Below are 25,649 nucleotides of genomic sequence, written 5' to 3'. Positions count from 1 at the left end.
GAAGTGGTCGCCCTAGTGCCCAGCGCCCGCCGCAAAGCTCTCCCAGCCTCCGGATCCGTCGCGGCGCTGCCCGTCGACGGTGACGCCGAAGCCTTCCAGGACCACGCCGATCGGCCGCCATCCGTCCGGCAGTGCGACCTCGCGAGGGAAGCACGCTGCGAGGGCATGGTCCTCGCCGCCGGTGAGGATCCACTCCCACGGGTCGGCCGCCAGCACCCGACCGGTCTCGCGGAGTTGCGTGTCGGGAGCGAGCGCACCGGAGTCGAGGTCGATCGCGACCTCCGAAGCCGTGCAGATGTGCTCGAGATCGGCGACGAGACCGTCGGAGATGTCGGTGCATGCGTGGGCGCCTGCTGCGGCCGCTGCAGGACCTGCGGCGTAGGGCGGAGTGGGCACACGATGCGCCGCGACGAGTTCGGGGAAGTTCCGGTTGCCGGCCAGCAGTAGGGCCAGCCCCGCCGCGGAACGACCGATGCGACCGGCGAGGGCGACGACGTCGCCGGGGCAGGCGGTGGAGCGGAGCAGCGGTGGCCGTCCGTCGAGTTCGCCGAGCACGGTGACCGAGACGATCACCTGACCCGCTTGCACGAGATCGCCTCCCACGACTCCGGCGCCGATCTCCTCCGCAGCCTCCCCGATGCCCGCCGAGATGCCGTCGAGCACGGCGACGGGAGTCTCGGGCGGACAACCGAGGCCGACGACGAAGGCCGTGGGGCGGGCGCCGACCGCGGCGACATCGGCTCCGTTCTGGGCGACCGCCTTGCGTCCGACCTCTTCCGGGCTCGACCAGTCGAACCGGAAGTGACGTCCTTCGACCAGCATGTCGGTCGAGATCGCGATGCGCCCGTCGGATGCTGTCACGACCGCTGCGTCGTGGCCCGGCCCGACGAGTGTGCTGTCGGGTTGCCGCCGTGCTCTCACCGCGCGCTCGATCACTGGGAATTCGCCGATGTCGGCGACGGTGGGTCCGCTCGGGTTCGTCACGGTGACGGTCGCCTCTTTCTCGGTCGGCGGTGGGAGAGAGCCGGCACGTGCCCTGCTACGTTCGATCACGCTACCGCCCCCTGTCCCCGAGCCCGGATGCTGGACACGATGAACGACACCTCTGCTTCCGATCGCGAACCTTCCGACGACGCCCCCGTCGAGGCACCCGGATCGGACGGGATGCGACGCAGTCCCGCTCTGATCGCCACGGCGATCGCACTGCCCGTCGCCCTGCTGGTCGGAGTGGTGGTGGCGGCCGTGATCGTGTCGCAGTCACCAGTGAATACACCCGTGGGTCTCGGTCCCGTGCCCGCTCCGGAGGCGGAATCCGAATCCTGCTCGCAGTTGCTCGACGCGCTGCCGGAGGAGCTCGGCGACTACACGCGCGCCGAACTGGCCGATCCGGCACCGGTGGGTGCTGCGGCCTGGCAGTCGGACGACGGCGAGGAGGTCGTCCTGCGTTGCGGTCTCGACCGGCCCGACCAGTTCGACCGAGCGGCGGCGCTGCAGGTGATCGACGACGTGCAGTGGTTCGAGGTGTCGGGCGCCGAGCAGGGCATCCCGGCGAGTACGTGGTTCGCCGTCGACCGTCCGGTCTACGTGGCCTTGACCGTGCCCGACGGATCCGGGCCGACCCCGCTGCAGGACATCACGGCGACGATCTCCGCGGCGCTCCCGCAGCAGGAGATCGATCCGGCGCCGATCCGCTGAGCCGGACGGACGAGAAAGGTCGGCCCCGGCACCGTGGTGTGGTGCCGGGGCCGACCGTGTTCGTCGCCGCGTCGATCAGGACGCGTGCATGGTCCCCGTGCGCTGGTAGCGCTCGTGGAAGGAGAACGCCTCACCGAGCAGGTGCGGGGTGTGACCTGCTCCGGGGGTGGCTTCTGCGCGCTCGATGTAGTCGAGCAGTTCGGCGCGGTAGTCGGGATGCGCGCAGCGCTCCACGACGACCCGCGACCGACGGCGGGGGGACAGTGCGCGCAGATCGGCGAGACCCTGTTCGGTCACGATGACCTGCACGTCGTGCTCGGTGTGGTCGACGTGCGGCACCATCGGGACGATCGACGAGATCGCGCCGTCGCGGGCCGTCGACGGGCTCAGGAACATCGACAGGTAGCCGTTGCGCGCGAAGTCGCCGGAGCCACCGATGCCGTTCATGATGCGGGTGCCCATCACGTGGGTGGAGTTGACGTTGCCGTACACGTCGGCTTCGAGCATGCCGTTCATGGCGATGATGCCGAGTCGGCGGACGATCTCGGGGTGGTTGCTGATCTCCTGCGGCCGCAACATGATGTGGTCGCGGTAGAAGTCGATGTTCTCGACGAAGTCGTTCAGCCCCGCTTCGGACAGTGCGAGGGAAGTCGCCGAGGCGAACCGGACGGTGCCGTGTTTGACGAGGTCGAGCATGCCGTCCTGGATGACCTCCGAGTAGCAGGTCAGCCCCCGGTACGGTCCGCTGTCGAGACCGGCGAGAACGGCGTTGGCGACGTTGCCGACACCCGACTGCAGCGGAAGCAGCGTGTCGGCGGGCAGCCGTCCCGCGGCGACCTCGTGCGCGAAGAAGTCGAGGACGTGGTCGGCGATGGCCCGGCTGGTGGCGTCGGGCGCCGTGAGCGCGGTGGCGCTGTCGGGACGGTCGGTCTCGACGACCGCGACGACGCGTTCCGGATCGATCCGGAAGTAGGGCTGGCCGATGCGGTCCTCGACGTCGGTGAGGTCGATCGGACGACGGTTCGGGGGAAGCGCGGTGCCGTAGTAGACGTCGTGCACGCCGTCCATGGCGGCGGGGATCCACGAGTTGACCTCGAGGATCACCTTCTCGGCGACGTCGAGCCAGGTCTTGTTGTTACCGATGGACGTGGCGGGGATCAGCTCGCCCGTCTCCGTGATGCCGGAGATCTCGACGACGGCGACGTCGATGTGTCCGTAGTAGCCCTCCCAGACCTGCTGGGCGACGTGCGACAGGTGTATGTCGACGTAGTCCATCCGGCCTTCGTTGATCCGCCCTCGGGCGGTGGGCTCTGCCTGGTACGGCATACGCAGCGCGATTCCGTCGACGTCGGCGAGCATGCGCTCGGTGTCGGAGGCCACCGACGCTCCGGTGAGCAGGTTGATCCGGAAGTCGCCGCCGGTCGCCCGCGTGCGCCGGATGTGTTCGGCGAGGGCCGGGGTCACTGCCTTCGGGGTGCCTGCGCTGGCGAAGCCGCTGATGGCGACCGTGTCGCCGGGGCGAATCCACTGGACGGCGTCCTGAGCCGACACGATCTTCTTGCGGTAGGTCTCATGACGTACCCGAGCCTCGGCCGGGGTCACGACGACCGACTCCACAGACGGCGCTGCGGGGGATGAAAGGGCTGCGTACATGACGACGACCATAGCGGCGCGGATGATCCGCTCATCACACTCGGTCCGGAGCAGCGATCGCCGTCACCACTTCGGACACAGAGTGCCACGAGTCGCACTCCAAGATCGATGCAATCGGAAGTTGTTGTTTCGCAAGCTTTTACATCATGATCTCTGCCACGCCGACTGACACTGGGTGCCACCCTCTTTCGTGAGAGCCACTCCGTCGCCATCTCTACGGTATCCCCGTTCGCCGCCGCGTCAGTACCGTTCGCCGCCCCCGGAGAACCGTTCACCGTCGCAGTGACGGAACGTCGTCGGGCACGATTGCAGCATGACGAACTCCACCGACCTGTTGCGCGACGATGCCGAGCACCTCCTCCGCGAGCTGGCAGGCCCCGATGCCCGGCTCCGCGCCGACCAATGGGTCGCGATCGAGGCGCTCGTGGTACACCGTCGCCGCGCCCTCGTCGTCCAGCGCACAGGCTGGGGAAAGTCGGCCGTCTACTTCATCTCCGCCAAACTGCTGCGCCGGCAGGGCCGCGGTCCCACGGTGATCGTCTCGCCGCTGCTCGCCCTGATGCGCAACCAGGTCGCGGCCGCCGAGCGGGCGGGCGTCCACGCCGCGACCATCAACTCCGGCAACGTGACGGAATGGGCGGCGATCCACGAGCGGATCGCGGCGGGTGAGGTCGACGTCCTCCTCGTCAGCCCCGAACGCCTCAACAACCCCGACTTCCGCGACCAGGTCTTGCCCTCCCTCGCCCGCGACGCCGGATTGGTGGTCGTCGACGAGGCGCACTGCGTGTCGGACTGGGGTCACGACTTCCGGCCCGACTACCGCCGCATCCGCACCCTCGTCGCCGAACTCGGCGACGACATCCCGGTCCTGGCGACGACCGCGACCGCCAACGACCGGGTGGTCGCCGACATCGCCGCCCAGCTCGGTGTCGGCGGAGGCAGCGACCTCGGTAGAAGCAGCAATGCCGGCTCCGACGGCACGCTCGTGCTGCGCGGCGGCCTCGACCGTCCGTCGCTGCACCTGTCGGTGGTGCGGATCGACGAACCGGCACGACGCGCAGCATGGCTCGCGCAACATCTGAAGGATCTGCCGGGCTCGGGCATCGTGTACGCGCTGACGGTCTCCGCCGCCCGCGACCTCGCCGCGCTGCTCGCCGACCACGGTTACGCGGTGGCCGCGTACACCGGACAGACCGAACCGACCGAGCGCGAACAGCTCGAGGCCGATCTGCTCGACAACAAGGTCAAGGCGCTCGTCGCGACCTCGGCGCTCGGCATGGGCTTCGACAAACCCGACCTCGGCTTCGTGGTGCACCTCGGCGCTCCCTCGTCCCCGATCTCCTACTACCAGCAGGTCGGGCGTGCGGGTCGCTCCACCGAACGCGCCGAGGTGGTTCTGCTCCCCGGCCCGGAGGACCGCCGGATCTGGCAGTGGTTCGCCTCGGTCGCCTTCCCGGACGAGGCACTCGTACGCCGTGTGATCGCAGCGCTCGATACCGAACGGCCGGTATCGACACCCGCGCTCGAACCGCGGGTCGACCTCACGCGCTCCCGCCTGGAGATGGTCCTCAAGGTCCTCGACGTCGACGGAGCGGTGAAGAGGGTCAAGGGCGGCTGGATCGCCACCGGGCAGCCCTGGGTGTACGACGAGGAGCGCTACGGGCGCCTCGAGGAGGCCCGCGCCGCGGAACAGGAGGCGATGCTCGAATACGAGCGCACCACCGAGTGCCGCATGGTCTTCCTCCGCCGGCAGCTCGACGACCCCGATCTCGACGCTGCAGGCACCGGCTGCGGCCGGTGCGACAACTGCATCGGGTCCCGGTGGGAGACGTCCGTCGGCGACGACGAGGTCGCCCGGACCCGCGCCCGCCTCGAACGCCCCGGCGTCGATCTGCCGCCGCGCCGGCAGTGGCCCACGGGGATGTCGACCCTCGGGATCGCGCTGTCGGGCCGGATCACGGACGGTCCGCGCCCGGGGCGCGTACTGGGCCGGTTGTCGGATCTGGGATGGGGACCGCGACTGCGCGAACTGCTCGACGGGCCGGACCGCGAGGTGCCGAAGGCGGTGGTCGACGCGTCGATCGCGGTGCTCGCCGCGTGGGACTGGGAGGAGCGGCCCACCGCCGTCATGGCCATGGACTCCCCCACACATCCCCTGCTCGTCGAGTCACTCGCGTTCCGATTGGCACAAATCGGACGATTACGAGATCTAGGTGTATTGCGACGCCGAAGCGGGAATACGGAGCCGACGGCAGCGAACTCGGCATATCGGGTCGCCGCACTGATCGATGCGTGGGAGCGACCCGACAACCTCGGGTCGAGTGGTCCGATCCTTCTCGTCGATGCGGTGACCGACACCGGCTGGACGTTCACGATGGCGGCGAGAACTCTCGTCGCCGCGGGAGCCGACGCGGTGTTGCCGTACGCACTCGCGAGCCCGAAGTAATCGCCACGAGGAGGACCGACGTAACATGTTTGTGACCGGCATCACAACATGCGCTCGACCTGCACGGACCACAGGGTTCCGATCCCGATTCCGGACACGGGCGTGATCTCGACACCGGAAGTTGTTAGGTTGAAAGGACATATGAGGCCCGTCAAGGAAAGAAGTACCCCGACCCCCGACTCGGCTGAATCGAATACCGCGACCACCTCTTCGGAGGTGGCCGCCACCGAGTCCGGTAGTGAGCCGGCTGCAATCGAATTCCGGCGTCCGCGTATCGCCGACGGTAGACGACTCTGGCAGATCGCGCGTGATTCGCAGGTTCTCGACGTCAATTCCGGTTACGCATATGTGTTGTGGTGTCGCGATTTCACCGACACATCGGTCGTCGCAACGGACGACACCGATCACCCCGTGGGATTCGTGACCGGCTACCGCCGTCCCGACTCCCCGAACACCCTGTTCGTCTGGCAGGTGGCAGTCGACGCAGACCAGCGTGGACGTGGAGTGGCCGGCCGTATGCTCGACGCTCTGCTCGACCGACTCGAGCCGCTCGGCGTGACCCGTCTGGAAACGACGGTGAGTCCCGACAACGAAGCGTCGATCGCAATGTTCACCGCTCTCGCGCGTCGCCGCGGAACGCATATCACTCGCACCGAGTTGTTCGCGCCCGACGATTTCCCCGATTCACATCTGGCCGAGGATCTCTACACCATCGGCGAATGATCGCAGCGCGTGTGCGCACGACATCTTCATAATTTTCGAATAATCACAGGAGGACCACGACATGACCATCCTGGAAAACAAGCCCGAGACCACCAGTAAGCCCGATACTGCGATTTTCTCGCACCTCGAATCCGAGGTCCGGAGTTACAGCCGCGGCTGGCCCGCCGTTTTCGACAAGGCATCGGGATCCTGGCTGCGCAGCGAGGACGGCAAGGACTACCTCGACTTCTTCGCGGGCGCCGGAGCCCTGAACTACGGCCACAACAATCCGGTTCTCAAGTCGGCCCTGGTCGACTACATCATGAGCGACGGCGTCACCCACGGCCTCGACATGTACACCGTCGCCAAGCGCAAGCTGCTCGAGACCTTCGAGTCGCACGTGCTCGCGCCGCGCGGCCTGGACTACAAGGTCCAGTTCCCCGGCCCGACCGGCACGAACGCCGTCGAGGCGGCGCTCAAGCTCGCCCGCAAGGTGACCGGTCGCGAGTCGATCATCAACTTCACCAACGCTTTCCACGGCATGACCCTGGGTGCGCTGTCGGTGACCGGTAACTCGATGAAGCGCGCCGGCGCGGGTATCCCCCTCGTCCACGCCACGCCGATGCCGTTCGACAACTACTTCAACGGCGTCACCGAGGACTTCCAGTGGTTCTCGCGCGTCCTCGACGACGCGGGCAGCGGCCTGAACCGTCCGGCCGCGGTCATCGTCGAGACCGTGCAGGGTGAAGGCGGCGTGAATGTTGCTCGCCCCGAGTGGCTTCGCGCTCTGGCCGACCTGTGCAAGGAACGCGACATCCTGCTGATCGTCGACGACGTGCAGATGGGCTGCGGCCGCACCGGCCCGTTCTTCTCGTTCGAGATCGCCGGCATCACGCCCGACATCGTGACCCTGTCGAAGTCGATCGGCGGATACGGAATGCCGCTGGCGCTCACCCTGTTCAAGCGTGAGCTCGACGTGTGGGGCCCGGGCGAGCACAACGGCACCTTCCGCGGCAACAACCCGGCTTTCGTGACGGCGGCTGCCGCCCTCGAGCACTACTGGGCCGACGACAAGCTCGAGCGCGACACCCTGCGCAAGGGCGAGCGCATCCGTCAGACCTTCATGAACCTGTCGGACATGTTCGACGGCGTCTCGACCCGCGGCCGCGGCCTGGTCCAGGGCCTGGTCTTCGACAAGCCGGAGGACGCCGACAAGGTTTGCGCCCTGGCCTTCGAAGAGGGTCTGCTCGCCGAGACCTCCGGTCCGTCGGACGAGGTCGTCAAGCTGCTGCCGCCGCTGACCATCACCGACGACGAACTCGAGTTCGGGCTGAACATCCTGGCGGAAGCGACCGCCAAGGTCCGTTCCTGAGCGGTCCCCCGCTCCGCCCGTTCCGAACCGACTTGCAGAAGAAGGACTTTCGACACCCATGATCGTTCGTACGACAGAAGAGATCACCGGCACCGAGCGCGACGTCGTCTCGGAGGACGGCCAGTGGCGCAGCAAGCGCATCGTCCTCGCCGGCGACAAGGTGGGCTTCTCGTTCCACGAGACCACCATCGAACCCGGCACCGTCAACGAGTTCCACTACGCCAACCACGTCGAGGCCGTGTGGCTCGTCGAGGGCACCGGCAAGCTCCAGGACCTCGACAACGACGTGGAGTACGACCTCGCTCCGGGCACGATGTACCTGCTCAACGGACACGAGCGTCACCGCGTGCTCCCCGAAACGCGCATGCGCATGCTGTGCGTCTTCAATCCCCCGGTCACCGGCCGTGAGGTGCACGACGAGAACGGTGTGTACCCGTTGATCGTCGAACCCGCCTGAGCGCGGTAACCACGTGACCGATGCGGGGCGGACGCTTAGAGTCGAGACCATGACTCCCGAGCGTGCGCCCCGCATCGCTGTCGGCCCCGAGCGCGACCCCCGTTTCGAACGGGCGGTCACGGGCGGGGGCGGCGTGCCCTGCGGACTCGAGGAGACCCCCGACGCGCTCGTCTGGACGGCCGGGCCGCAGGACTTCCCCGAGGTCCTCCCCGCCTCCGTCCGCTGGGTGCAGCTACCGTCCGCCGGTGTCGAGTACTGGCTGTCGCAGGGCGTCGTCAAGGCCCATCCTCGCGTCACCTGGACGTCGGCGGCCGCGGCCTACTCCACGACCGTCGCCGAGCACGCGCTCCTGCTCCTGCTCGCCGGGGTCCGGGCCCTGCCCGCGCACCTGGCGGCCACCTCGTGGACACCCGAGAGTCTCGCGCCGGTCGTCGGCACCCTCCGCGGCGCGACGGTCGGGATCATCGGCGCCGGGGGTGTCGGCCGGGCGCTGATCCCGATGCTGGCCGCGCTGGGGGCGCGCGCGCTCGCCGTCACCCGCAGCGGTCGTCCCGTGCCGGGAGCCATCGAGACGTTCCCCGTCGAACGTATCGACGAGATATGGCCTCTGGCAGATCATTTCGTCATCTCCGCGACGGCCACTCTCGACGTCGAGCAGCTCGTCGGCGCAACCGAGCTCGCAGCGATGAAGTCCACGGCGTGGGTCGTCAACGTCGCCCGGGGCGATCTCGTCGACACCGACGCCCTCGTCGCCGCTCTCCGATCCGGCGCGATCGGTGGTGCAGGGCTCGACGTCACCGATCCCGAACCGCTCCCCGAGGATCATCCGTTGTGGACGCTCCCCAACGCCGTGATCACTCCCCACGACGCCAATCCACCCCCGCTGCGCATCCCGGCCTATCTCGAGCACGTGATCGAGAACGTCACACGCTTCGCATCCGGCCTCGTGCCGATCGGGGTCGTCGATCCCAGCGCCGGCTACTAGGCCACGTCTACCGGGCCACCGTTACCGGGCCATAGGGCTCACTCCGACGGCTTCTCGTCGCGTTCCGCCCATTCCAGGAGCGGATCGAGGGAGAAGACCGCGTCGTCGATACCCGAGTGCAGGTCGCCGAGTTCCTCGAACCGCTTCGGCACGGTCCGGATCGTGAAGTCCCGCGGTTCGAGGTCGTCGATCTCCTCCCACCGCACCGGAGTGGAGATCGTCGCCTCCGACACACCGCGGACCGAATAGGCACTGGCGATCGTGTGGTCGCGCGAGTTCTGGTTGTAGTCGACGAAGACCGCCGACGGGTCGCGTTCCTTGCGCCACCATGCCGTCGTCACGTCGCCGGGCGCGCGTCGTTCCACCTCCCGCGCGAAAGCCCATGCGGCCCTTCGGACGTCGTCGAACTCCCATTCCGGCGCGATCCGGACGTAGACGTGCAGGCCGTCGCCGCCCGAGGTCTTCGGCCAGCCCACGGCACCGAGTTCGTCGAGCACCTCGTGCGCCACCTTCGCGACACGCCGGACCCGGTCGAAATCGCAGTCGGGCATCGGATCGAGGTCGATCCTCCACTCGTCGGGTCGCTCCACGTCGCTGCGCCGCGAGTTCCACGGATGGAACTCCACGGCGGACATCTGCACGGCCCACACGACGTCGGCGAGATGGGTCACGCACAGTTCGTCGGCATCGCGGTCGTAGCGCGGGAAGTGCACCCGCACGGTCTCGACCCAGTCCGGAGCCCCGCGCGGCAAACGCTTCTGGTGTACCTTCCGCCCTTCGAGCCCGTCGGGGAACCGGTGCAGCATGCAGGGCCGTTCGCGGAGTGCCCGGACGATCCCCTCCCCCACGCTCAGGTAGTAGTTCGCGAGGTCGAGCTTGGTCGCCCCGATCTCGGGGAAGTACACGCGCTCGGGGTGCGAGATGCGCACCGTGCGACCGTCCACGTCGAGTTCGACTGCATCGGCGTCCTTGCTCATCCGCGTCTCCCGTCCCTCCCTGCGTGGAGGCGTCCTGTGCACCATCCTGGCCTCTCGATTCCCACCCCGTGCGGAAATACACCCCGGCGCACGATTTCCTCCGCGTGGCACGTCCGGGCGCTAACGTCGAAGCGATGTTGCTGCACTCGGTTGTCGACACCTCCGTCGCCGTCGCCGCCACACGGTCACGACGCACCAAGATCGATCTGCTGCGGGAATTACTCGGGCGCGCCGAACCTCACGAGGTCGAAGCGGTGGTCTCATGGTTGTCCGGAGAGATGACCCAGGGTCGCCTGGGTGTCGGTTTCCGCACCCTCGCCGGCCTCTCCGCACCGGTCGCCGACGATCCCGTGCTCGACGTCGACGAGGTGTCCGGCTTCCTCGACCGCCTCGCCGGCATCTCCGGTTCCGGATCCACCGCCGCGCGGCAGCAACTGCTCCTGGATCTGTTCGGACGGGCCACCGAGGCCGAGCAGCGTTTCCTCGTCGTGCTCCTCGGCGGTGAGCTGCGGCAGGGCGCGCTCGAAGGGGTGATGACCGATGCGGTCGCAGCGGCAGCCGGTCTCCCCGTCGAACCGGTCCGTCGGGCGGTGATGTTGTCGGGCCGACTCGCGCAGGCCGCAGCGGCGGCCTTCGAGGGTGGTGTCGACGCGCTGGCGGAGTTCGGCCTGGAGCTCGGCCGACCGGTCCGGCCGATGCTAGCCTCCCCCGCCGAGTCGCTCGAGGCGGCACTCATCGAGTTCGACGGGGCGGTGAGCGTGGAGTACAAACTCGACGGTGCACGCATCCAGGTGCACCGCCACGAGGACGCGGTGTGGATCTTCACCCGCACGCTGCGCGACATCACCGCATCGGTCCCCGAACTGGTCGAACTCGTCCGGGCGCTGCCGTGCCGCAGTGTCGTGCTCGACGGCGAGACACTCGCGCTCACCGATGCCGGCCGTCCCCGACCGTTCCAGGAGACCATGAGCCGGTTCGGTGCCCGCTCCGAACGCGAACTGCTTCTCCACCCGTACTTCTTCGACTGCCTGCACCTCGACGGCGCCGACCTGCTCGACGAGCCGCTGTCGGTGCGTCGCGACCATCTCGCCCGCGTCGCGGGTGAGCACCGCATCCCCGCGCTCGTCGCTCCGGACGCCGACAGCGCCGAGGCGCACCTCGGTGACTCGCTCGGCAACGGCCACGAGGGCGTCATGGTGAAGTCGCTCACATCGACCTACACCGCCGGCCGCCGGGGCCGAGCCTGGCAGAAGGTCAAACCCGAGCACACCCTGGATCTCGTGGTGCTCGCCGCCGAATGGGGTTACGGGCGCCGCACCGGCTTCCTGTCCAACCTGCACCTCGGTGCCCGCGACCCCGACGGTGGTCCGCCGATCATGGTCGGGAAGACGTTCAAGGGACTCAGCGACGCGCTGCTGCAGTGGCAGACAGAGGAATTCCCACGCCACGAGACACACCGCGACGAGCACACCGTCCACCTGCGACCCGCGATCGTCGTCGAGATCGAACTCGACGGAGTGCAGACGAGCAGCCGCTATCCGGGCGGGGTGGCGCTGCGCTTCGCACGGGTGCTGCGGTACCGGCCCGACAAGTCGGCCGCCGACGCCGACACCATCGATGCGGTCCGCGCGCTGCTGCCCGCGGCACCGGTTCCCGGAAGCCGCCTACCGTAGAAGGAGTGATCGACGTTCCACTCCGTTCCGACGACCTGCCCACTCTCCTGCACGGCCGTCGGATCGCTGTTCTCACCGGCGCCGGGCTGTCGACGGACTCCGGTATCCCCGACTATCGCGGACCGGACTCGCCGCCCCGCAACCCGATGACCTACCAGCAGTTCGTCGGCGACGCGGAGTTCCGGCAACGCTACTGGGCCCGCAACCACGTCGGCTGGAAGCACATGGACGCCGCCCGCCCGAATCCCGGGCACCGGGCGCTCGCGGCCCTCGAACGCGCCGGTTCCGTCGTCGGCGTGATCACCCAGAACGTCGACCTGCTGCACACGAAGGCCGGCAGCCGGCAGGTCATCGACCTGCACGGCACCTACGCGCAGGTCCGATGCCTGTCGTGCGAACACCGCATCTCGCGGTTCACGCTGCACGAACGGCTGTGCGCGGCCAATCCGGGATTCGACGATCGGATGCGCGCGACGACCGGTCTCGAGGTCGCCCCCGATGCGGACGCGGTGGTCACCGACACCGAGGACTTCGTCGTCGTCGACTGCGAGCGCTGCGACGGGATGCTCAAACCCGACATCGTGTACTTCGGGGAGACGGTGCCGCGCCCGCGCGTCGATCTCGCCTTCTCGGTGGTGGACGGTGCCGACGCCCTGCTGGTCGCCGGGAGTTCACTGACGGTGCAGTCGGGTTTGCGGTTCGTACGTCGCGCCGTGCAGCGGAACATCCCGGTGGTGGTGATCAATCGTGGCCCCACCCGCGGGGATGCGCTGGCGACCCTCAAGCTCGAGGCGGGTACCTCGGAGACCCTCGCCTTCCTGGCCGACGCGGTGACCGCACCGACTTCGTGAGGTTCTCAGACCACCCGGACGAGGTCGTCGGCGTGCACGACGGGTCGCTGGAGATCCGGCGGCAGCTGACCGGTCGAGAAGCCGATCATGAAATCGAGTTCGGACGCGTCGTAGGCCACCACCCCGCGCGCGACCGTGCGGCCGTCGGGCGCGACGATGCCGACGACATCGCCGGCGTGGAAACCGCCACTGGTGCCGGTGATTCCGGCGGCGAGCAACGAGCGTCGCCGCTCCATCACGGCCCGCACGGCACCCTCGTCGAGATACAGCGAACCGTGGACGTCGGCGGCGTGCCGCACCCAGAAACGCCGCGCCGACAGACGCTGTGGGCGGGCCGCGAAGGCCGTGCCGACGTCGGCGGCGCCCAGCGCACGATCGGCCTGGGATGCCGCGGCGAGCAGCACCGGCACGCCGGAGTCCGCCGCGAGACGGGCCGCGGACAGTTTCGACGCCATGCCACCGGTGCCCAGCGCGCCGCCCGACCCGGCGACCACACCGTCGAGATCCTCGGGGGTGCGGACCTCGGGGATGAGGTTCGCGGAGCCCTTGCGGGGATCCCCGTCGTACAAGCCGTCGACGTCGGACAGCAGGATCAGCGCGTCGGCGCCGATGAGATGCGCGACGAGTGCAGCGAGCCGGTCGTTGTCGCCGAAGCGCAGTTCGACGGTCGCGACGGTGTCGTTCTCGTTGACCACCGGCACCGCCCCGAGCGAACGCAGCCGGTCGAGGGTGCGTTGCGCGTTGCGGTGCTGAGTGCGCCGGCCGATGTCGTCGGCGGTGAGGAGCACCTGGCCCACCGTGCGGTCGTAGCGGGCGAAGGAGGTGCCCCAGGCGTGGGCGAGGGTGAGCTGCCCGACGCTGGCCGCGGCCTGCTTCGTCGCGAGATCACGCGGCCGACTCGTGAGACCGAGCGGTGCAAGCCCGGCACCGACCGCACCCGAGGAGACCACGATGACACTCGAACCCGTGCGGATGCGGGCCTCGATGGCATCGACGAGACGATCGAGCCGGCCACGGTCGAGTCCACCCACCAGGCTCGTGATCGCCGACGAGCCGATCTTGACCACTACGCTGCGGGCGTGGGAGACGACCTCCCGGGTGTCGCTCATGTTCTCCTCGGTACGCTTCGGGTTTCCTGAACGGTGGGGGCGCGCGGACGGTTACTCGAACTCGTCGTCGGTGGCCAGGCCGCGGCGCACCTTCTTCGCGTGGCGACGCTCGGCAGCGCCGACGCGGTCGACCTGGTCGAGACGGGCATCGGTGCCGCGACCGGTGGGCACGACGTCCACGCCGGCCTGCGTCTGCGGTTCCCACTCGAAGCCGACCTCGCCGATGGTGACCCAGCATCCGGGTTCCGCGCCGAGCTTGACGAGCTTGTCCTCGACGCCGAGACGGGCGAGTCGGTCGGCGAGGTAACCCACGGCCTCGTCGTTGTCGAAGGCCGTCTGGCGCACCCACCGCTCGGGACGGGTGCCCCGCACGATGAATCCGCCGGGCACCTCGGGATCGCGGACCACGGTGAAGGCCTCCTCGTCGCGGGCGACGGGACGGATCACCGGGCGGGTGGGCGCGGCCGGCGGATGCGCCGCCCGGTACTCGTCGACCATCCTCGCGAGGGCGAACGTCAGCGGACGCAGGCCGTCGCGGCTCACGGCCGAGATCGTGAAGACCGGCCAGCCACGGGCCTCGAGTTCGGGGGTGACGAACTCGGCGAGTTCTTTCGCGTCGGGCACATCGGCCTTGTTGAGGATGACGATGCGGGGGCGCTCGGCGAGGTCGCCGAGTCCGCTGTCGCCCGACAGCGCAGGCTGGTAGGCGGCGAGTTCGGCCTCGAGCGCGTCGATGTCGGAGATCGGGTCGCGGCCGGGTTCGAGGGTCGCGCAGTCGACAACGTGCGCGAGCACGGCGCAGCGCTCGAGATGACGGAGGAAGTCGAGGCCGAGGCCGCGACCCTCACTGGCGCCGGGGATCAGGCCGGGCACGTCGGCGACGGTGAAGGTCGTGTCGCCCGACTGCACCACACCGAGATTCGGCACGAGGGTGGTGAACGGGTAGTCGGCGATCTTCGGCTTGGCGGCCGACAGCACCGACACGAGCGACGACTTGCCGGCCGAGGGGAAGCCCACGAGGCCGACGTCGGCGACGGACTTCAGTTCGAGGACGAGGTCGAGTTCCTCGCCTTCCTCACCGAGGAGCGCGAAGCCGGGGGCCTTGCGTGCCTTAGACGCGAGTGCGGCATTGCCGAGACCACCGCGACCGCCGTGCGCGGCGACGAAACGCGTGCCGGTGCCCACGAGGTCGGCGAGGATGCGGCCGTCGCGGTCGAGTACGACGGTGCCGTCGGGAACCTTCAGGACGAGGTCGCCGCCGTTGGCACCGTTGCGGTGGCCGCCGGCGCCCTGGGCACCGTTGGTCGCCTTGGCGTGCTGGTGGAAGTGGAAGTCGAGCAGGGTGTGGACGTTCCGGTCGACTTCGAGGACGACATCGCCGCCGTTTCCTCCGTTACCGCCGTCGGGGCCGCCGAGCGGCTTGAACTTCTCGCGGTGGACGGAGGCGCAGCCGTTGCCGCCCTTGCCGGCGCTGACGTGCAGCACCACCCGGTCGATGAAGCGGGACATGGGTGGACCTTCTCTCGTCCTAAAAAACAAACCTGGTGATCAACGCAACAAGGGCGGGTCAGGGTGTGCGACCCTGCCCCGCCCCTATTGGGAGTATGTCGCGGGAGCTGGTCCCGCGGTGTCCGTTACCGGACGGCAGATCAGGCGTCTGCCGCAGCCGGAACGATGTTGACGGTCTTGCGACCGCGCTTGGTACCGAACTCGACGGCACCGGCCGCGAGGGCGAACAGCGTGTCGTCGCCGCCGCGTCCCACGTTCACGCCGGGGTGGAAGTGGGTGCCGCGCTGGCGCACGATGATCTCGCCGGCGTTGACGGCCTGGCCACCGAAGCGCTTGACGCCGAGTCGCTGTGCGTTCGAATCGCGACCGTTACGGGAGCTGGATGCGCCCTTCTTGTGTGCCATGACGAACCCTCCTGGGGTTGAAGCTCGAAGCTCGGTTTACTTGATGCCGGTGACCTTGACGACCGTCAGCTTCTGACGGTGGCCCTGGCGCTTGTGGTACCCGGTCTTGTTCTTGAACTTGTGGATGCGGATCTTCGGGCCCTTGGTGTGCTCGACGATCTCGCCGGTGACCGAGACCTTGGCCAGCTTGTCGGCGTCGGTGGTCAGTTCGGATCCGTCGACGACGAGGACCGGGGCAAGCGAGACAGCAGCGCCGGGCTCACCCTCGATCTTCTCGACCTTGACGAGGTCGCCTTCAGCGACCTTGTACTGCTTACCGCCGGTCTTGACGATCGCGTACGTTGCCATCGGACGGCTACCCCTTGCTTCTTCGAACGTGCTCGCGCCACAGTGCTGCGGACGCGACTGGTCTGGTGTGGTTGCTGACTCGGGTCCCGCCGGCATCCTGAATCCGGACGCGGCTGGGCACTATCGCCGAGTAGCGACTGAACAAGATTACGGGAAGGTGACTCCCAGGGTCAAACCGGGTGGCACGGTAGTGCCCGCTTCCGGGCCGGTCGTGACCGGCCCGGAAGCGGAGGGGCACGCTTCGGCGTCCACCGGAGGTCCGGCGGGGCGCCCTGCGGCACGCCGCGAACGCGGCCGCCGCACGATCTCCACCGGCGTCTCGACCGGTGTGCTCGGCCGGGAGTCCGACTCGGCCCCCGTGGACGGCCCGGTCGTCGCGGGGACGACGAACACCTTGGCTGTAGGCCCGCCGTCCCCGGCGGGCGCTGCGGCCGCCCGGGCGACCCTGCGTGCCCGACGGCGACGCGGAGCCGGTCCTGCGGCCTCGACGGAAGCCGCTCCGTCGGTGCTCTCCCCTGCGCCGGAGACGGCCGTCTCGGACACGGCAGCCTCGGGAACAGCGGTCTCCGCGACCGCGGCTTCGGCTGCTGCGACCTCTGCCTCGATCTCGGCGGGCTCGTCGGAGGCGGTCGTCACCGTGGTGGCGTCCTCCCCTGCGACGGGCTCCTTCGTCGGTGCGGCGACCTTCTCGGGCTCGACGGCCCGCAGCGGCTCGGTGACCTTGACCGGGTCGACGTCGGCCGCAGGTGCGGACGCCGCCTCGGATGCGGTCTCGGTCGCTGCCGGCTCTGCGGCCGGAGCGTCCGCGGCCGGTGTCGAGTTGTGCGCGGCCATCGCGAGCGCGACGGGGTGCGCGGCACGCTTGACGACCTCTTCGGGCGACGGCGTCGTGTGCGTCTCGGCGGCGGGCTCCTGCGAACTCTTGTCGCGTCCACGCTTACGCCGCGAACCACCGCCGGACGAACGACCGGAGTCGTCCGAGGACTTCGACTCGATCGGCTCCGAGTGCACGATGAGGCCGCGGCCGCTGCAGTGCTCACAGGTGGTGGAGAACGCCTCGACGAGACCGGTCCCGAGCCGCTTGCGCGTCATCTGGACCAGGCCGAGCGAGGTGACCTCCGAGACCTGGTGGCGGGGGCGGTCCCGGCCGAGGGCCTCGGTCAGGCGACGCAGTACGAGGTCGCGGTTCGACTCGAGGACCATGTCGATGAAGTCGACGACGATCATGCCGCCGATGTCGCGCAGGCGCATCTGGCGGACGATCTCCTCGGCCGCCTCGAGGTTGTTACGGGTGACCGTCTCCTCGAGGTTGCCGCCGGAACCGGTGAACTTGCCGGTGTTGACATCGATGACGGTCATCGCCTCGGTGCGGTCGATGACGAGCGTGCCGCCGGACGGCAGCCACACCTTGCGGTCGAGAGCCTTCGCGAGCTGCTCGTCGATGCGGTGCGCACCGAAGACGTCCACCGAGTTCTCCGAACGGTAGCGCTCGACGCGCGGCAGCAGGTCGGGTGCGACCGTCCGGATGTAGCTCTCGACGGTGTTCCACGCCGAGTCGCCCTCGATGACGAGCTTGGAGAAGTCCTCGTTGAACAGGTCTCGCACGACCTTCACGAGCAGATCCGGCTCCTCGTAGAGCGTCTTCGGCTGGCCCGAGGCGTCGGCCTGCAGCTTCTCGGACTGCTCGCGGATCGACTCCCACTGCGTCTGCAGGCGGGGGACGTCGCGCGAGAGGTCCTCCTCGCTCACGCCCTCGGCGGCGGTACGGATGATCACGCCCGCCTCGGAGGGGACGATCTCGCGGAGGATGTCCTTCAGACGCTTGCGCTCGGTGTCGGGGAGCTTGCGGCTGATGCCCGTGGACGAACCTCCCGGCACGTAGACCAGGAAGCGTCCGGCGAGGCTGATCTGGGTGGTCAGACGCGCGCCCTTGTGACCGACCGGGTCCTTGCTGACCTGCACGACCACCTGGTCGCCGGGCTTGAGGGCCTGCTCGATCTTGCGGGAGTTGCCTCCGAGGCCGGCGGCCTCCCAGTTCACCTCACCCGCGTAGAGCACGCCGTTGCGGCCACGGCCGATGTCGATGAACGCCGCCTCCATGGACGGGAGGACGTTCTGCACGCGACCGAGGTAGATGTTGCCGACCATCGACGCCGAACCGGAGGTCGTGACGAAGTGCTCGACGAGGATGCCGTCCTCGAGCACCGCGACCTGCGTCATGCCCGCGTGGGAACCGCCCGTGCGTTCGCGCACGACCATGACCCGGTCGACAGCCTCGCGGCGGGCGAGGAACTCGGATTCGGTGAGGATCGGGGGCCGGCGGCGACCGGCCTCGCGACCGTCGCGACGACGCTGACGCTTCGCCTCGAGGCGCGTCGAACCGCTGATGCCCTGGACCTCGTCCTTGGCGCGGCTCTTCGGACGCGGCTCCCGCTCGTGGACGACCGTGGGAACCGAGTCGTCGTCGGTGCTCGCGGTGTCGGTGTCGGAACCGCGACGGCGACGGCGACGGCGGCGACGACGGGACGTCCCCCCGCCCTGCTCGTCGTCGGTGTCGTGCTCGTCGCTGCCCTGCTCGTCGCCCGAGGCGGACTCGTCGGAGGTGCTCTCCTCGGTGCCGGCGGTCTCCTCGGCGGGAGTCTCCGCTGCGGTGGACTCCGCTTCGGCGGACTTCTCCGTCTCCGCGGCCGCGGACTTCTCCGTCTCCGCGGCGGCGGACTCGGAGTCCTCGCCGGTCGCGGTCGTCTCGTCCTGCTGGTCGGTGTCGGTGCCGTCCCCGCGTCCACGTCCACGACCGCGACGTCCGCGTCGGCGGCGACGCGGCTGGTCGTCCTGGTCTTCGTCCGCCTGGTGCGACGGCGCTTCCTCGGTGGACTCGGCGGCCGGCTCGGCGGTCTGCTGCTCGTCCTCGGCCGGTGCCTGCTCGGTGTCCTTTCCGCGGCGTGCGCGCCGGCGACGCGGGCGGGTCTCCTCCTCTCCCTCGGCAGGCGAGGGTACCTCGGGCTGGAGGAACAGCGGTGCAGCGACGATCGGCTCGGCCGTGGTGGACGGCTCGGGCATCTCGAACAGCGGCGTGCTCTGCTCCACCGACGTGAACAACCCGGTGGGTCCTCCGACGGAGGGGATCTCGACGGCCTGCGGTGCGGTCTCGTCCGCGGTCTTCTCGGCGGGTCGCAGCTCGTCGCTCTCGACCGGCTCGGCCTCGGCGGTCTCCGCAGCCTCGGCCGCAGGCTCGGGAGTCGTCTCCGCGGCAGGCTCGGGGGCGGTCTCGGCCTCGGGAGCCGTCTCGGCTTCCTGCACGGCGGGCTCGGCCGTGCCCGTGTCGTCGCTCAACGCAGCGTGCAGGTCCTCCGCGACGTCGCGTGGGAGGGTCGAGTGCGCACTGCGCAGCTCGGTGCCGCGCTCGGCGGCTTTCGCGATCACCTGCTTACTGGTCAGCCCCAGCAGCTTGGCGAGGGCATGGACGCGGATCTTGGCAGGCAGACCGAGGAGGTTCCGTCCCCCTGCGTCCGACGCTTCGATCGAGTTGTTCTCCGGCGGCTCTTGATCGGCCACGTAGGTCTCCTAAGGACCCCGGGCGCGTCCACCACCGACAACAGCGATGTGAGCGGCCACGCGGGGGCGCAGCTTGTGTACTCGCGCCGGGTGGGCGCGAGTCCTTCCGGTCTCGCATCGCGCGGTCGTCCGGTGCCCGTTTTCACTGCACGGCCGAGCAATGCCTGGCTTGATCGCGGGTCGAGCGCCGGAACATCCAGCGTGCCGCCGAGCGAGGTGTCTCCTTCGTCCTCGGCCACAGCGATGTCGGGCATCGATCCGTGATGTCGTTCGGCCGCTCCGCACGCGGTGTGTGCGGAGCAACCTCTGCCAGTATCCCACACGGAGATGTACGGATACGCCAACGGCGCCCCGGAGGGCGCCGTCGGCGGTGTCGGGAGGCGCGAAGCGCGACGCCCCGAGAGGTTTCGTGAGCGACACGCCAGGCGCCGCTCGTGCGGGGCTGTTACTTCGCAGCCAGGGCGGGGAACCAGAGAGCGATCTCGCGCTCGGCGGACTCCACCGAGTCGGAGCCGTGGACCAGGTTCTCGCCCGGGTCCAGGCCGAGGTCGCCGCGGATCGAGCCGGGCACGGCCTTCTCGACCGGATCGGTGCCACCGGCGAGTTGACGGAACGCCGCGATCGCGCGCGGGCCTTCGAGGACCGCGGCCACGAGGGGGCCGCCGGTAATGAACTCGATCAGCGAGGGATAGAAGGGTTTGCCCTCGTGCTCGGCGTAGTGCGCTCCGGCGACCTCCTCCGTCGCAGTGCGCAGCTCGAGAGCCACGATGTCCAGCCCCTTGCGCTCGATGCGCGAGAGGATCTCTCCGACGTGACGGCGTGCGACGCCGTCGGGCTTGATCAGTACCAGGGTCCGCTCAGTCACGCGACAAGCCTAGAGGTCGTCCCGCTGGCCCGGCAGCAGACCCCTGGATTCGCGATCCCTGATGTCCTTGCGCAGGTAGAAGATGTACGCCCACACCGCGGCGAAGAGCACACCCACCGCACCGAACGCGAGGTCGACGAAGAAGCCGAGCACGGCGAGCACCTGCAGCGTGATGTTGAACGGGATCGCCCACGACTTCTTCTGCACCCCGGCTCCGAGGAACATGAGAACGGCGAGGCCCACGACGTAGGTCGTCGACCACGCGCTCAGTCCCCCGCCGACGGTCGCGATCACCGGCAGCACCAGCAGCACCACGATCGCCTCGAGCACGAGGGTTCCCGCCATCACGCCGCGGAAGCCCTTCCAGGGGTCCGTCGTCGGCGGCCGGAACTTCTGTTCCTCCGGCTTGTCGTTGCTCACGCGGGATCCTTTCCGAACAGACTGCGGGCCGCACCTGCGGTCACCACCGAACCGGTGACCACGACCCCGGCGCCCGACACCGCTTCACCGGGCTCGCCGACCTCCTCCGCGATCGCGATCGCGGTTTCGATCGCATCCGGGAGCGTCGCCGCGGTGACGACCCGTTCGTCGCCGAATCGGGCGACGGCGATGTTCGCGAGATCGTCGACGTCCATCGCTCGCGGCGACCCGTTGTGGGTGACGACGATCTCGTCGAAGACCGGTTCGAGCGCCTCGATCAGACCTGCGACGTCCTTGTCGGCCATCACGCTCACGACGCCCACGAGCTTGCGGAAGTCGAATTCCTGGGCGAGCGCGGCCGCGAGGGCCTTCGCGCCGTGCGGATTGTGCGCGGCGTCGAGGAAGACGGTGGGCGCATTGCGCACCCGCTCGAGCCGGCCCGGCATGGTCACCGACGCGAACGCGTCGCGCACCGCCTCGACATCGAGCTGCTTGCCGGGGCCCGCCCCGAAGAGCGCCTCGACCGCGGCCAGCGCGACCGACGCGTTGTGCGCCTGGTGCTCGCCGTGGAGCGGCAGGAAGATGTCGGTGTAGAGACCCCCGAGACCCTGCAGGTCGATCTGCTGTCCGCCGACGGCGACCGCACGCCGCACCACCGCGAACTCCGATCCCTGACGGGCCACGGCCGCGTCGGCCTCGACGGCCTGCCGCAGCAGCACGTCCATCGCCTCCGGTTCCTGCTGCGCGATGATCGCCACGGTGTCGCGGGGCACGAGACCGTCGTCGGGTGCCTTCTTGATGATCCCGGCCTTCTCCCCCGCGATCTCCGTGAGGGTGTCGCCGAGATAGCCGGTGTGGTCGATGCCGACGGGCGTGATCACCGCGACCTGCCCGGTGACGACGTTCGTGGCGTCCCACCGTCCGCCGAGACCGACCTCGACGACCGCCACGTCGACGGGTGCATCGGCGAACGCCGCGAACGCCATGGCCGTGGTGACCTCGAATTTGCTCATCTTCGGGCCACCGGCCGCCTCGGACTGCTCGTCGATCATCCGGACGTACGGTTCGATGTCGCGGTAGGTGTCGACGTAGGTCCGCGGCGAGACCGGCGCGCCGTCGATGCTGATCCGCTCGGTGGCGAGCTGCAGGTGCGGGCTCGTCGTCCGGCCGACCCGGTGGTGCATGCGGGTGAGCAGCGCGTCGATCATCCGGGTTGTCGACGTCTTGCCGTTCGTGCCGGCCACGTGGATCGACGGGTAGCTGTTCTGCGGCGAGCCGAGGATGTCCATGAGCGCGGCGATCCGCGCCAGGGACGGCTCGATCTTCGTTTCCGGCCAGCGCTTGTCGAGCTCGGCTTCGACGAGCGTCAGTTCGGCCAGGTCCACCGGGGACGGCGCCCCCGGGGTGTCGGTGCTCACGCCGCGCCCAGCTCCTTCAGTCGTGCGGTGATCCGTGCGATCTCCTCTTCCGCGATCTGCTTGCGACCGCGGATCTTCTCGACCACCTGATCGGGTGCCTTCGCGAGGAAGGCCTCGTTCGACAGCTTCGCGGAGGTGCCCGTCAGTTCCTTCTCCGCGGCGGCGAGATCCTTGCGCAGGCGCGCGATCTCGGCGCCGACGTCGATGCTGCCGGAGGTGTCGAGCTCGACGGTGACCGTCGCGCGGCTCAGCCGGACCTCGATCGACGCGGTGGCCGAGAACGAGTCCTCCGGCGCGGTCAGGCGCGCGAGCGACTGCACGGCCGGCACCTGCGCGACGAGATCGGCGTCCTCGACACCGACGAGCCGGGCCGCGACCTTCTGCGACGGCTTGAGACCCTGGTCGCTGCGAAACCGGCGGATCTCGGTGACGAGCCTCTGCAGGTCGGCGACCCGCTGCGCCGCGGTCTCGTCGGTGGCGATGCCGGACGTCTCGGGCCAGGACGCGATGACGACGGACTCGCCGCCGGTGAGCACCTTCCACAGGGTCTCGGTGACGAACGGGATGACCGGGTGCAGCAGGCGCAGCAGCTGGTCGAGGACGGTGCCGAGCACAACCTTGGTGCCGTCGGCGTGGGCGCTGCCCTCGGCGAGCTGGACCTTGGCGAGCTCGAGATACCAGTCGCAGACCTCGTCCCACGCGAAGTGGTAGAGCGCCTCGCACGCCTTCGAGAACTCGTAATGATCGAAGGCCGCGTCGACCTCGGTCCGCACCTGCTCGAGGCGGTCGAGGATCCACCGGTCGGCGTCGGTGAGCTGCTGGCGGGCCGGGAGCTCGCCGATCACCGCGCCGTTCATCAATGCGAACTTGGTCGCGTTGAACAGCTTGTTCGCGAAGTTGCGCGACGACTGGGCGTGGTCCTCACCGACGGCGAGATCGCCACCCGGGTTCGCGCCGCGCGCCAGCGTGAAGCGCAGGGCGTCGGCGCCGAAACGCTCGACCCAGTCGAGCGGGTCGATGCCGTTGCCGCGCGACTTCGACATCTTCTTGCCGAACTGGTCGCGGACGAGGCCGTGCAGGAACAGATCCCGGAAGGGCACCTGCGCCTGGTGCACCGCGTCGTCACCCGACACGTAGGTGCCGAACATCATCATGCGGGCGACCCAGAAGAACAGGATGTCGTAGCCGGTGACGAGAACGCTGGTGGGATAGAACTTGTCGAGCTCGGGGGTCTTCTCCGGCCAGCCCATCGTGGAGAACGGCCACAGGCCGGACGAGAACCACGTGTCGAGCACGTCCGGGTCCTGCTCCCAGCCCTCGGGGGCGATCTCGTCGGGGCCGAAGCACTCGACCTCGCCGTTCGGGCCGTACCAGATCGGGATGCGGTGACCCCACCACAGCTGACGCGAGATGCACCAGTCGTGCATGTTGTCGACCCAGTCGAACCAGCGCGGTTCCTGGCTCGCCGGGTGGATGACGGTGTGACCGTTGCGCACCGCGTCGCCGGCAGCCTTGGCGAGCTTGTCTACCTTGACCCACCACTGCATCGACAGCCGCGGCTCGATGGTCTCGCCGGACCGCTCGGAGTGGCCGACGCTGTGCAGGTAGGGGCGCTTCTCGGCGACGACGCGGCCCTGCGCGGCGAGTTCCTCGCGGATCGCGATGCGCGCCTCGAAACGGTCCATGCCGTCGAAGCGGGTGCCGGAGTCGGCGATACGACCGGCCTTGTCCATGATCGTGGGCATCGGCAGGGCGTGCCGCAGGCCCATCTCGAAGTCGTTGGGGTCGTGCGCAGGCGTGATCTTCACTGCGCCCGTACCGAATTCGGGGTCGACGTATTCGTCGGCGATGATCGGGATCTGCCGGCCGGTGATCGGGTGCTCGAGCGTCATGCCGATGATGTCCTTGTAGCGCTCGTCTTCGGGGTGCACCGCGACGGCGGTGTCGCCGAGCATCGTCTCCACACGAGTGGTAGCGACGACGACGTGCGGCTCGTCGTCGTTCAGGGAGCCGTAGCGCAGGGAGACGAGTTCGCCCTCGACCTCCTCGAACTTCACCTCGATGTCGGAGATCGCGGTCTGCAGCACGGGCGACCAGTTGACCAGGCGCTCGGCCCGGTAGATCAGCCCCTCGTCGTAGAGGCGCTTGAACATCGTCTGTACCGCGCGGGACAGCCCCTCGTCCATGGTGAAGCGGTCGCGCGACCAGTCCACACCGTCGCCGATGCGACGCATCTGGTCCTGGATCATGCCGCCGGACTCGGCTTTCCACTGCCAGACCTTCTCGATGAAGGCCTCGCGACCGAGGTCCTCCTTCTTCTTGCCGTCGGCGGCGAGCTGCTTCTCGACGACGGTCTGGGTGGCGATGCCGGCGTGGTCCATGCCGGGCAGCCACAGCACCTCGTAGCCCTGCATGCGCTTACGGCGGGAGAGCACGTCCATGAGGGTGTGGTCGAGGGCGTGACCCATGTGCAGGCTGCCGGTGACGTTCGGCGGCGGCAGGACGATCGAGTACCCGGGCTTGTCGCTCGTGGGGTCGGCCTCGAAGTAGCCGGCGTCGACCCACTGCTGGTAGAGCTCCGCTTCGACGGCGCTGGGGTCCCAGCTCTTGGGAAGGGCGTCGGCGGGGTTCTGCGAGTTCTCTGGCGCACTGGTCACCCGTCAATCGTAAGCGTCGCGGCGAACCTCCTGGACACGGGCCACGACAGAGATGGACAAGGGTCGCGACAGAGCCGGACAGGGGTCGCGACAGAAGAGTGTGGCCCGCTCCCCGACCGGGTATCGCAGTGCCGGGCGGCCGAATGCGCGGACGCCGAACGGACAGGACGGAGGACACCGTCATGATGCGGGCATTGATCTTCGCTGCAGGTGCGGCCGCGGGATTCGTCGCGGGGACCCGGGCGGGACGCGAGACCTACGACAAGATGCGGGGGCGTTCGAACGAGCTGTGGCACAACCCGGCGGTGCAGGAAAAGGTCATTCCTGCGGTACAGGACAAGGTGACGGAAGCGGCCGGCGTCGTGAAGGAGAAGGCACCGCACCTCCAGGAGACGGTCGGTGGTCTCGCCGAGAAGGTCACCCATCGCGGCGGATCGGGTCAGCACTCGGCCGGTTCCGGTTCCGCGACGAGCGAGTCGACACCGGCCACCGACGAGCCCCCGCGTCCGCCGGTCTCGCCGGGCGACCGGCCGCGCCCGCCCGAATAGCGAGG

The 25,649-nt window shown here is 69.0% G+C and carries 21 protein-coding genes; 9 read left to right on the top strand and 12 right to left on the bottom strand.

Translation table 11 applies throughout. From position 1 onward, the window contains the following. Nucleotides 1-12: 12 nt before the first annotated feature. Entirely contained in the window at nt 13-984 is a 972-nt protein-coding gene (locus tag IM25_RS14820) for a thiamine-phosphate kinase (RefSeq protein ID WP_052039961.1), read from the bottom strand. Between the two features lie 96 nt (nt 985-1,080). Between IM25_RS14820 and IM25_RS14815 the strand changes: the two genes are divergently transcribed. After that, nucleotides 1,081-1,695, top strand: coding sequence for a DUF3515 domain-containing protein (locus IM25_RS14815; RefSeq protein ID WP_024100608.1), 615 nt, complete (start codon nt 1,081-1,083; stop codon nt 1,693-1,695). A gap of 75 nt (nt 1,696-1,770) precedes the next feature. Here the strand turns inward: IM25_RS14815 and IM25_RS14810 are convergent, their stop codons facing one another. Then, nucleotides 1,771-3,312, bottom strand: coding sequence for an acetyl-CoA hydrolase/transferase family protein (locus IM25_RS14810; RefSeq protein WP_033096702.1), 1,542 nt, complete (start codon nt 3,310-3,312; stop codon nt 1,771-1,773). A 349-nt stretch (nt 3,313-3,661) separates the two neighbouring features. Between IM25_RS14810 and IM25_RS14805 the strand changes: the two genes are divergently transcribed. The 5 genes from IM25_RS14805 (at nt 3,662) to IM25_RS14785 (ending at nt 9,310) form a co-directional block, all read left to right on the top strand. Next, complete coding sequence (locus IM25_RS14805; RefSeq protein WP_033096478.1) at nt 3,662-5,794, top strand: RecQ family ATP-dependent DNA helicase; 2,133 nt, start codon at nt 3,662-3,664, stop codon at nt 5,792-5,794. A gap of 216 nt (nt 5,795-6,010) precedes the next feature. After that, nucleotides 6,011-6,517 (top strand): diaminobutyrate acetyltransferase, encoded by a 507-nt coding sequence (ectA, locus tag IM25_RS14800; protein WP_033096477.1) that lies wholly within the window; start codon nt 6,011-6,013, stop codon nt 6,515-6,517. A gap of 61 nt (nt 6,518-6,578) precedes the next feature. After that, complete coding sequence (gene ectB / locus IM25_RS14795) at nt 6,579-7,868, top strand: diaminobutyrate--2-oxoglutarate transaminase (protein ID WP_006551192.1); 1,290 nt, start codon at nt 6,579-6,581, stop codon at nt 7,866-7,868. A 58-nt stretch (nt 7,869-7,926) separates the two neighbouring features. Continuing rightward, nucleotides 7,927-8,325, top strand: coding sequence for an ectoine synthase (locus IM25_RS14790; RefSeq protein WP_006551191.1), 399 nt, complete (start codon nt 7,927-7,929; stop codon nt 8,323-8,325). A 49-nt stretch (nt 8,326-8,374) separates the two neighbouring features. Continuing rightward, a complete protein-coding gene (locus IM25_RS14785) occupies nt 8,375-9,310 on the top strand; it encodes a D-isomer specific 2-hydroxyacid dehydrogenase family protein (protein ID WP_024100603.1) in 936 nt (311 codons plus the stop codon). 38 nt (nt 9,311-9,348) lie between these two features. Here the strand turns inward: IM25_RS14785 and ligD are convergent, their stop codons facing one another. Then, entirely contained in the window at nt 9,349-10,287 is a 939-nt protein-coding gene (ligD, locus tag IM25_RS14780; RefSeq protein ID WP_033096476.1) for a non-homologous end-joining DNA ligase, read from the bottom strand. A 134-nt stretch (nt 10,288-10,421) separates the two neighbouring features. Here ligD and IM25_RS14775 point away from each other — a divergent pair, with 134 nt between their 5' ends. After that, on the top strand, nt 10,422-11,960 hold the full coding sequence (locus IM25_RS14775; protein ID WP_033096701.1) for an ATP-dependent DNA ligase: 1,539 nt from the start codon (nt 10,422-10,424) through the stop codon (nt 11,958-11,960). 5 nt (nt 11,961-11,965) lie between these two features. Next, nucleotides 11,966-12,811 carry an NAD-dependent protein deacetylase gene (locus tag IM25_RS14770; RefSeq protein WP_006551187.1) on the top strand — a complete coding sequence of 282 codons (846 nt, stop codon included), beginning with the start codon at nt 11,966-11,968 and terminating at the stop codon, nt 12,809-12,811. A 5-nt stretch (nt 12,812-12,816) separates the two neighbouring features. Here the strand turns inward: IM25_RS14770 and proB are convergent, their stop codons facing one another. From proB to IM25_RS14725, 9 genes are all read right to left on the bottom strand, one after another. Then, nucleotides 12,817-13,920: a glutamate 5-kinase gene (gene proB / locus IM25_RS14765; protein WP_006551186.1), complete on the bottom strand. Its 1,104-nt coding sequence runs from the start codon at nt 13,918-13,920 to the stop codon at nt 12,817-12,819. A 51-nt stretch (nt 13,921-13,971) separates the two neighbouring features. Beyond that, nucleotides 13,972-15,429: a GTPase ObgE gene (gene obgE, locus IM25_RS14760; RefSeq protein ID WP_019289071.1), complete on the bottom strand. Its 1,458-nt coding sequence runs from the start codon at nt 15,427-15,429 to the stop codon at nt 13,972-13,974. 140 nt (nt 15,430-15,569) lie between these two features. Continuing rightward, complete coding sequence (rpmA, locus tag IM25_RS14755; RefSeq protein ID WP_006551184.1) at nt 15,570-15,833, bottom strand: 50S ribosomal protein L27; 264 nt, start codon at nt 15,831-15,833, stop codon at nt 15,570-15,572. Nucleotides 15,834-15,869: 36 nt separating this feature from the next. After that, nucleotides 15,870-16,181, bottom strand: coding sequence for a 50S ribosomal protein L21 (rplU, locus tag IM25_RS14750; protein WP_006551183.1), 312 nt, complete (start codon nt 16,179-16,181; stop codon nt 15,870-15,872). Nucleotides 16,182-16,328: 147 nt separating this feature from the next. Further along, nucleotides 16,329-19,736 (bottom strand): translation initiation factor IF-2 N-terminal domain-containing protein, encoded by a 3,408-nt coding sequence (locus IM25_RS14745; protein ID WP_442971904.1) that lies wholly within the window; start codon nt 19,734-19,736, stop codon nt 16,329-16,331. Between the two features lie 445 nt (nt 19,737-20,181). After that, nucleotides 20,182-20,601: a nucleoside-diphosphate kinase gene (ndk, locus tag IM25_RS14740; protein WP_006551181.1), complete on the bottom strand. Its 420-nt coding sequence runs from the start codon at nt 20,599-20,601 to the stop codon at nt 20,182-20,184. Nucleotides 20,602-20,610: 9 nt separating this feature from the next. Then, complete coding sequence (locus IM25_RS14735; protein ID WP_006551180.1) at nt 20,611-21,021, bottom strand: DUF4233 domain-containing protein; 411 nt, start codon at nt 21,019-21,021, stop codon at nt 20,611-20,613. Continuing rightward, a complete protein-coding gene (gene folC / locus IM25_RS14730; RefSeq protein ID WP_033096474.1) occupies nt 21,018-22,439 on the bottom strand; it encodes a bifunctional tetrahydrofolate synthase/dihydrofolate synthase in 1,422 nt (473 codons plus the stop codon). Before folC ends, IM25_RS14735 begins: the two co-directional genes overlap by 4 nt. Next, nucleotides 22,436-25,096: a valine--tRNA ligase gene (locus IM25_RS14725; protein WP_065996144.1), complete on the bottom strand. Its 2,661-nt coding sequence runs from the start codon at nt 25,094-25,096 to the stop codon at nt 22,436-22,438. The genes folC and IM25_RS14725 overlap by 4 nt, the downstream gene beginning before the upstream one ends. Nucleotides 25,097-25,278: 182 nt before the next feature. Here IM25_RS14725 and IM25_RS14720 point away from each other — a divergent pair, with 182 nt between their 5' ends. Continuing rightward, on the top strand, nt 25,279-25,644 hold the full coding sequence (locus tag IM25_RS14720; protein WP_033096699.1) for a hypothetical protein: 366 nt from the start codon (nt 25,279-25,281) through the stop codon (nt 25,642-25,644). Nucleotides 25,645-25,649 lie beyond the last annotated feature (5 nt).

The organism is Rhodococcus sp. p52, from assembly GCF_000763325.2.
In the GTDB taxonomy this organism is placed as follows: domain Bacteria; phylum Actinomycetota; class Actinomycetes; order Mycobacteriales; family Mycobacteriaceae; genus Rhodococcus; species Rhodococcus pyridinivorans.
Note: the sequence above shows the minus strand (reverse complement) of the source record. Positions and strands in the feature narration are given on the sequence as shown.

Coding starts and splice junctions, on each gene's coding strand:
- IM25_RS14815 (WP_024100608.1), top strand. CDS start 1,081: ATGCTGGACACGATGAACGACACCTCTGCTTCCGATCGCGAACCTTCC.
- IM25_RS14805 (WP_033096478.1), top strand. CDS start 3,662: ATGACGAACTCCACCGACCTGTTGCGCGACGATGCCGAGCACCTCCTC.
- ectB (WP_006551192.1), top strand. CDS start 6,579: ATGACCATCCTGGAAAACAAGCCCGAGACCACCAGTAAGCCCGATACT.
- IM25_RS14790 (WP_006551191.1), top strand. CDS start 7,927: ATGATCGTTCGTACGACAGAAGAGATCACCGGCACCGAGCGCGACGTC.
- IM25_RS14785 (WP_024100603.1), top strand. CDS start 8,375: ATGACTCCCGAGCGTGCGCCCCGCATCGCTGTCGGCCCCGAGCGCGAC.
- ligD (WP_033096476.1), bottom strand. CDS start 10,287: ATGAGCAAGGACGCCGATGCAGTCGAACTCGACGTGGACGGTCGCACG.
- IM25_RS14775 (WP_033096701.1), top strand. CDS start 10,422: ATGTTGCTGCACTCGGTTGTCGACACCTCCGTCGCCGTCGCCGCCACA.
- proB (WP_006551186.1), bottom strand. CDS start 13,920: ATGAGCGACACCCGGGAGGTCGTCTCCCACGCCCGCAGCGTAGTGGTC.
- obgE (WP_019289071.1), bottom strand. CDS start 15,429: ATGTCCCGCTTCATCGACCGGGTGGTGCTGCACGTCAGCGCCGGCAAG.
- rpmA (WP_006551184.1), bottom strand. CDS start 15,833: ATGGCACACAAGAAGGGCGCATCCAGCTCCCGTAACGGTCGCGATTCG.
- rplU (WP_006551183.1), bottom strand. CDS start 16,181: ATGGCAACGTACGCGATCGTCAAGACCGGCGGTAAGCAGTACAAGGTC.
- IM25_RS14720 (WP_033096699.1), top strand. CDS start 25,279: ATGATGCGGGCATTGATCTTCGCTGCAGGTGCGGCCGCGGGATTCGTC.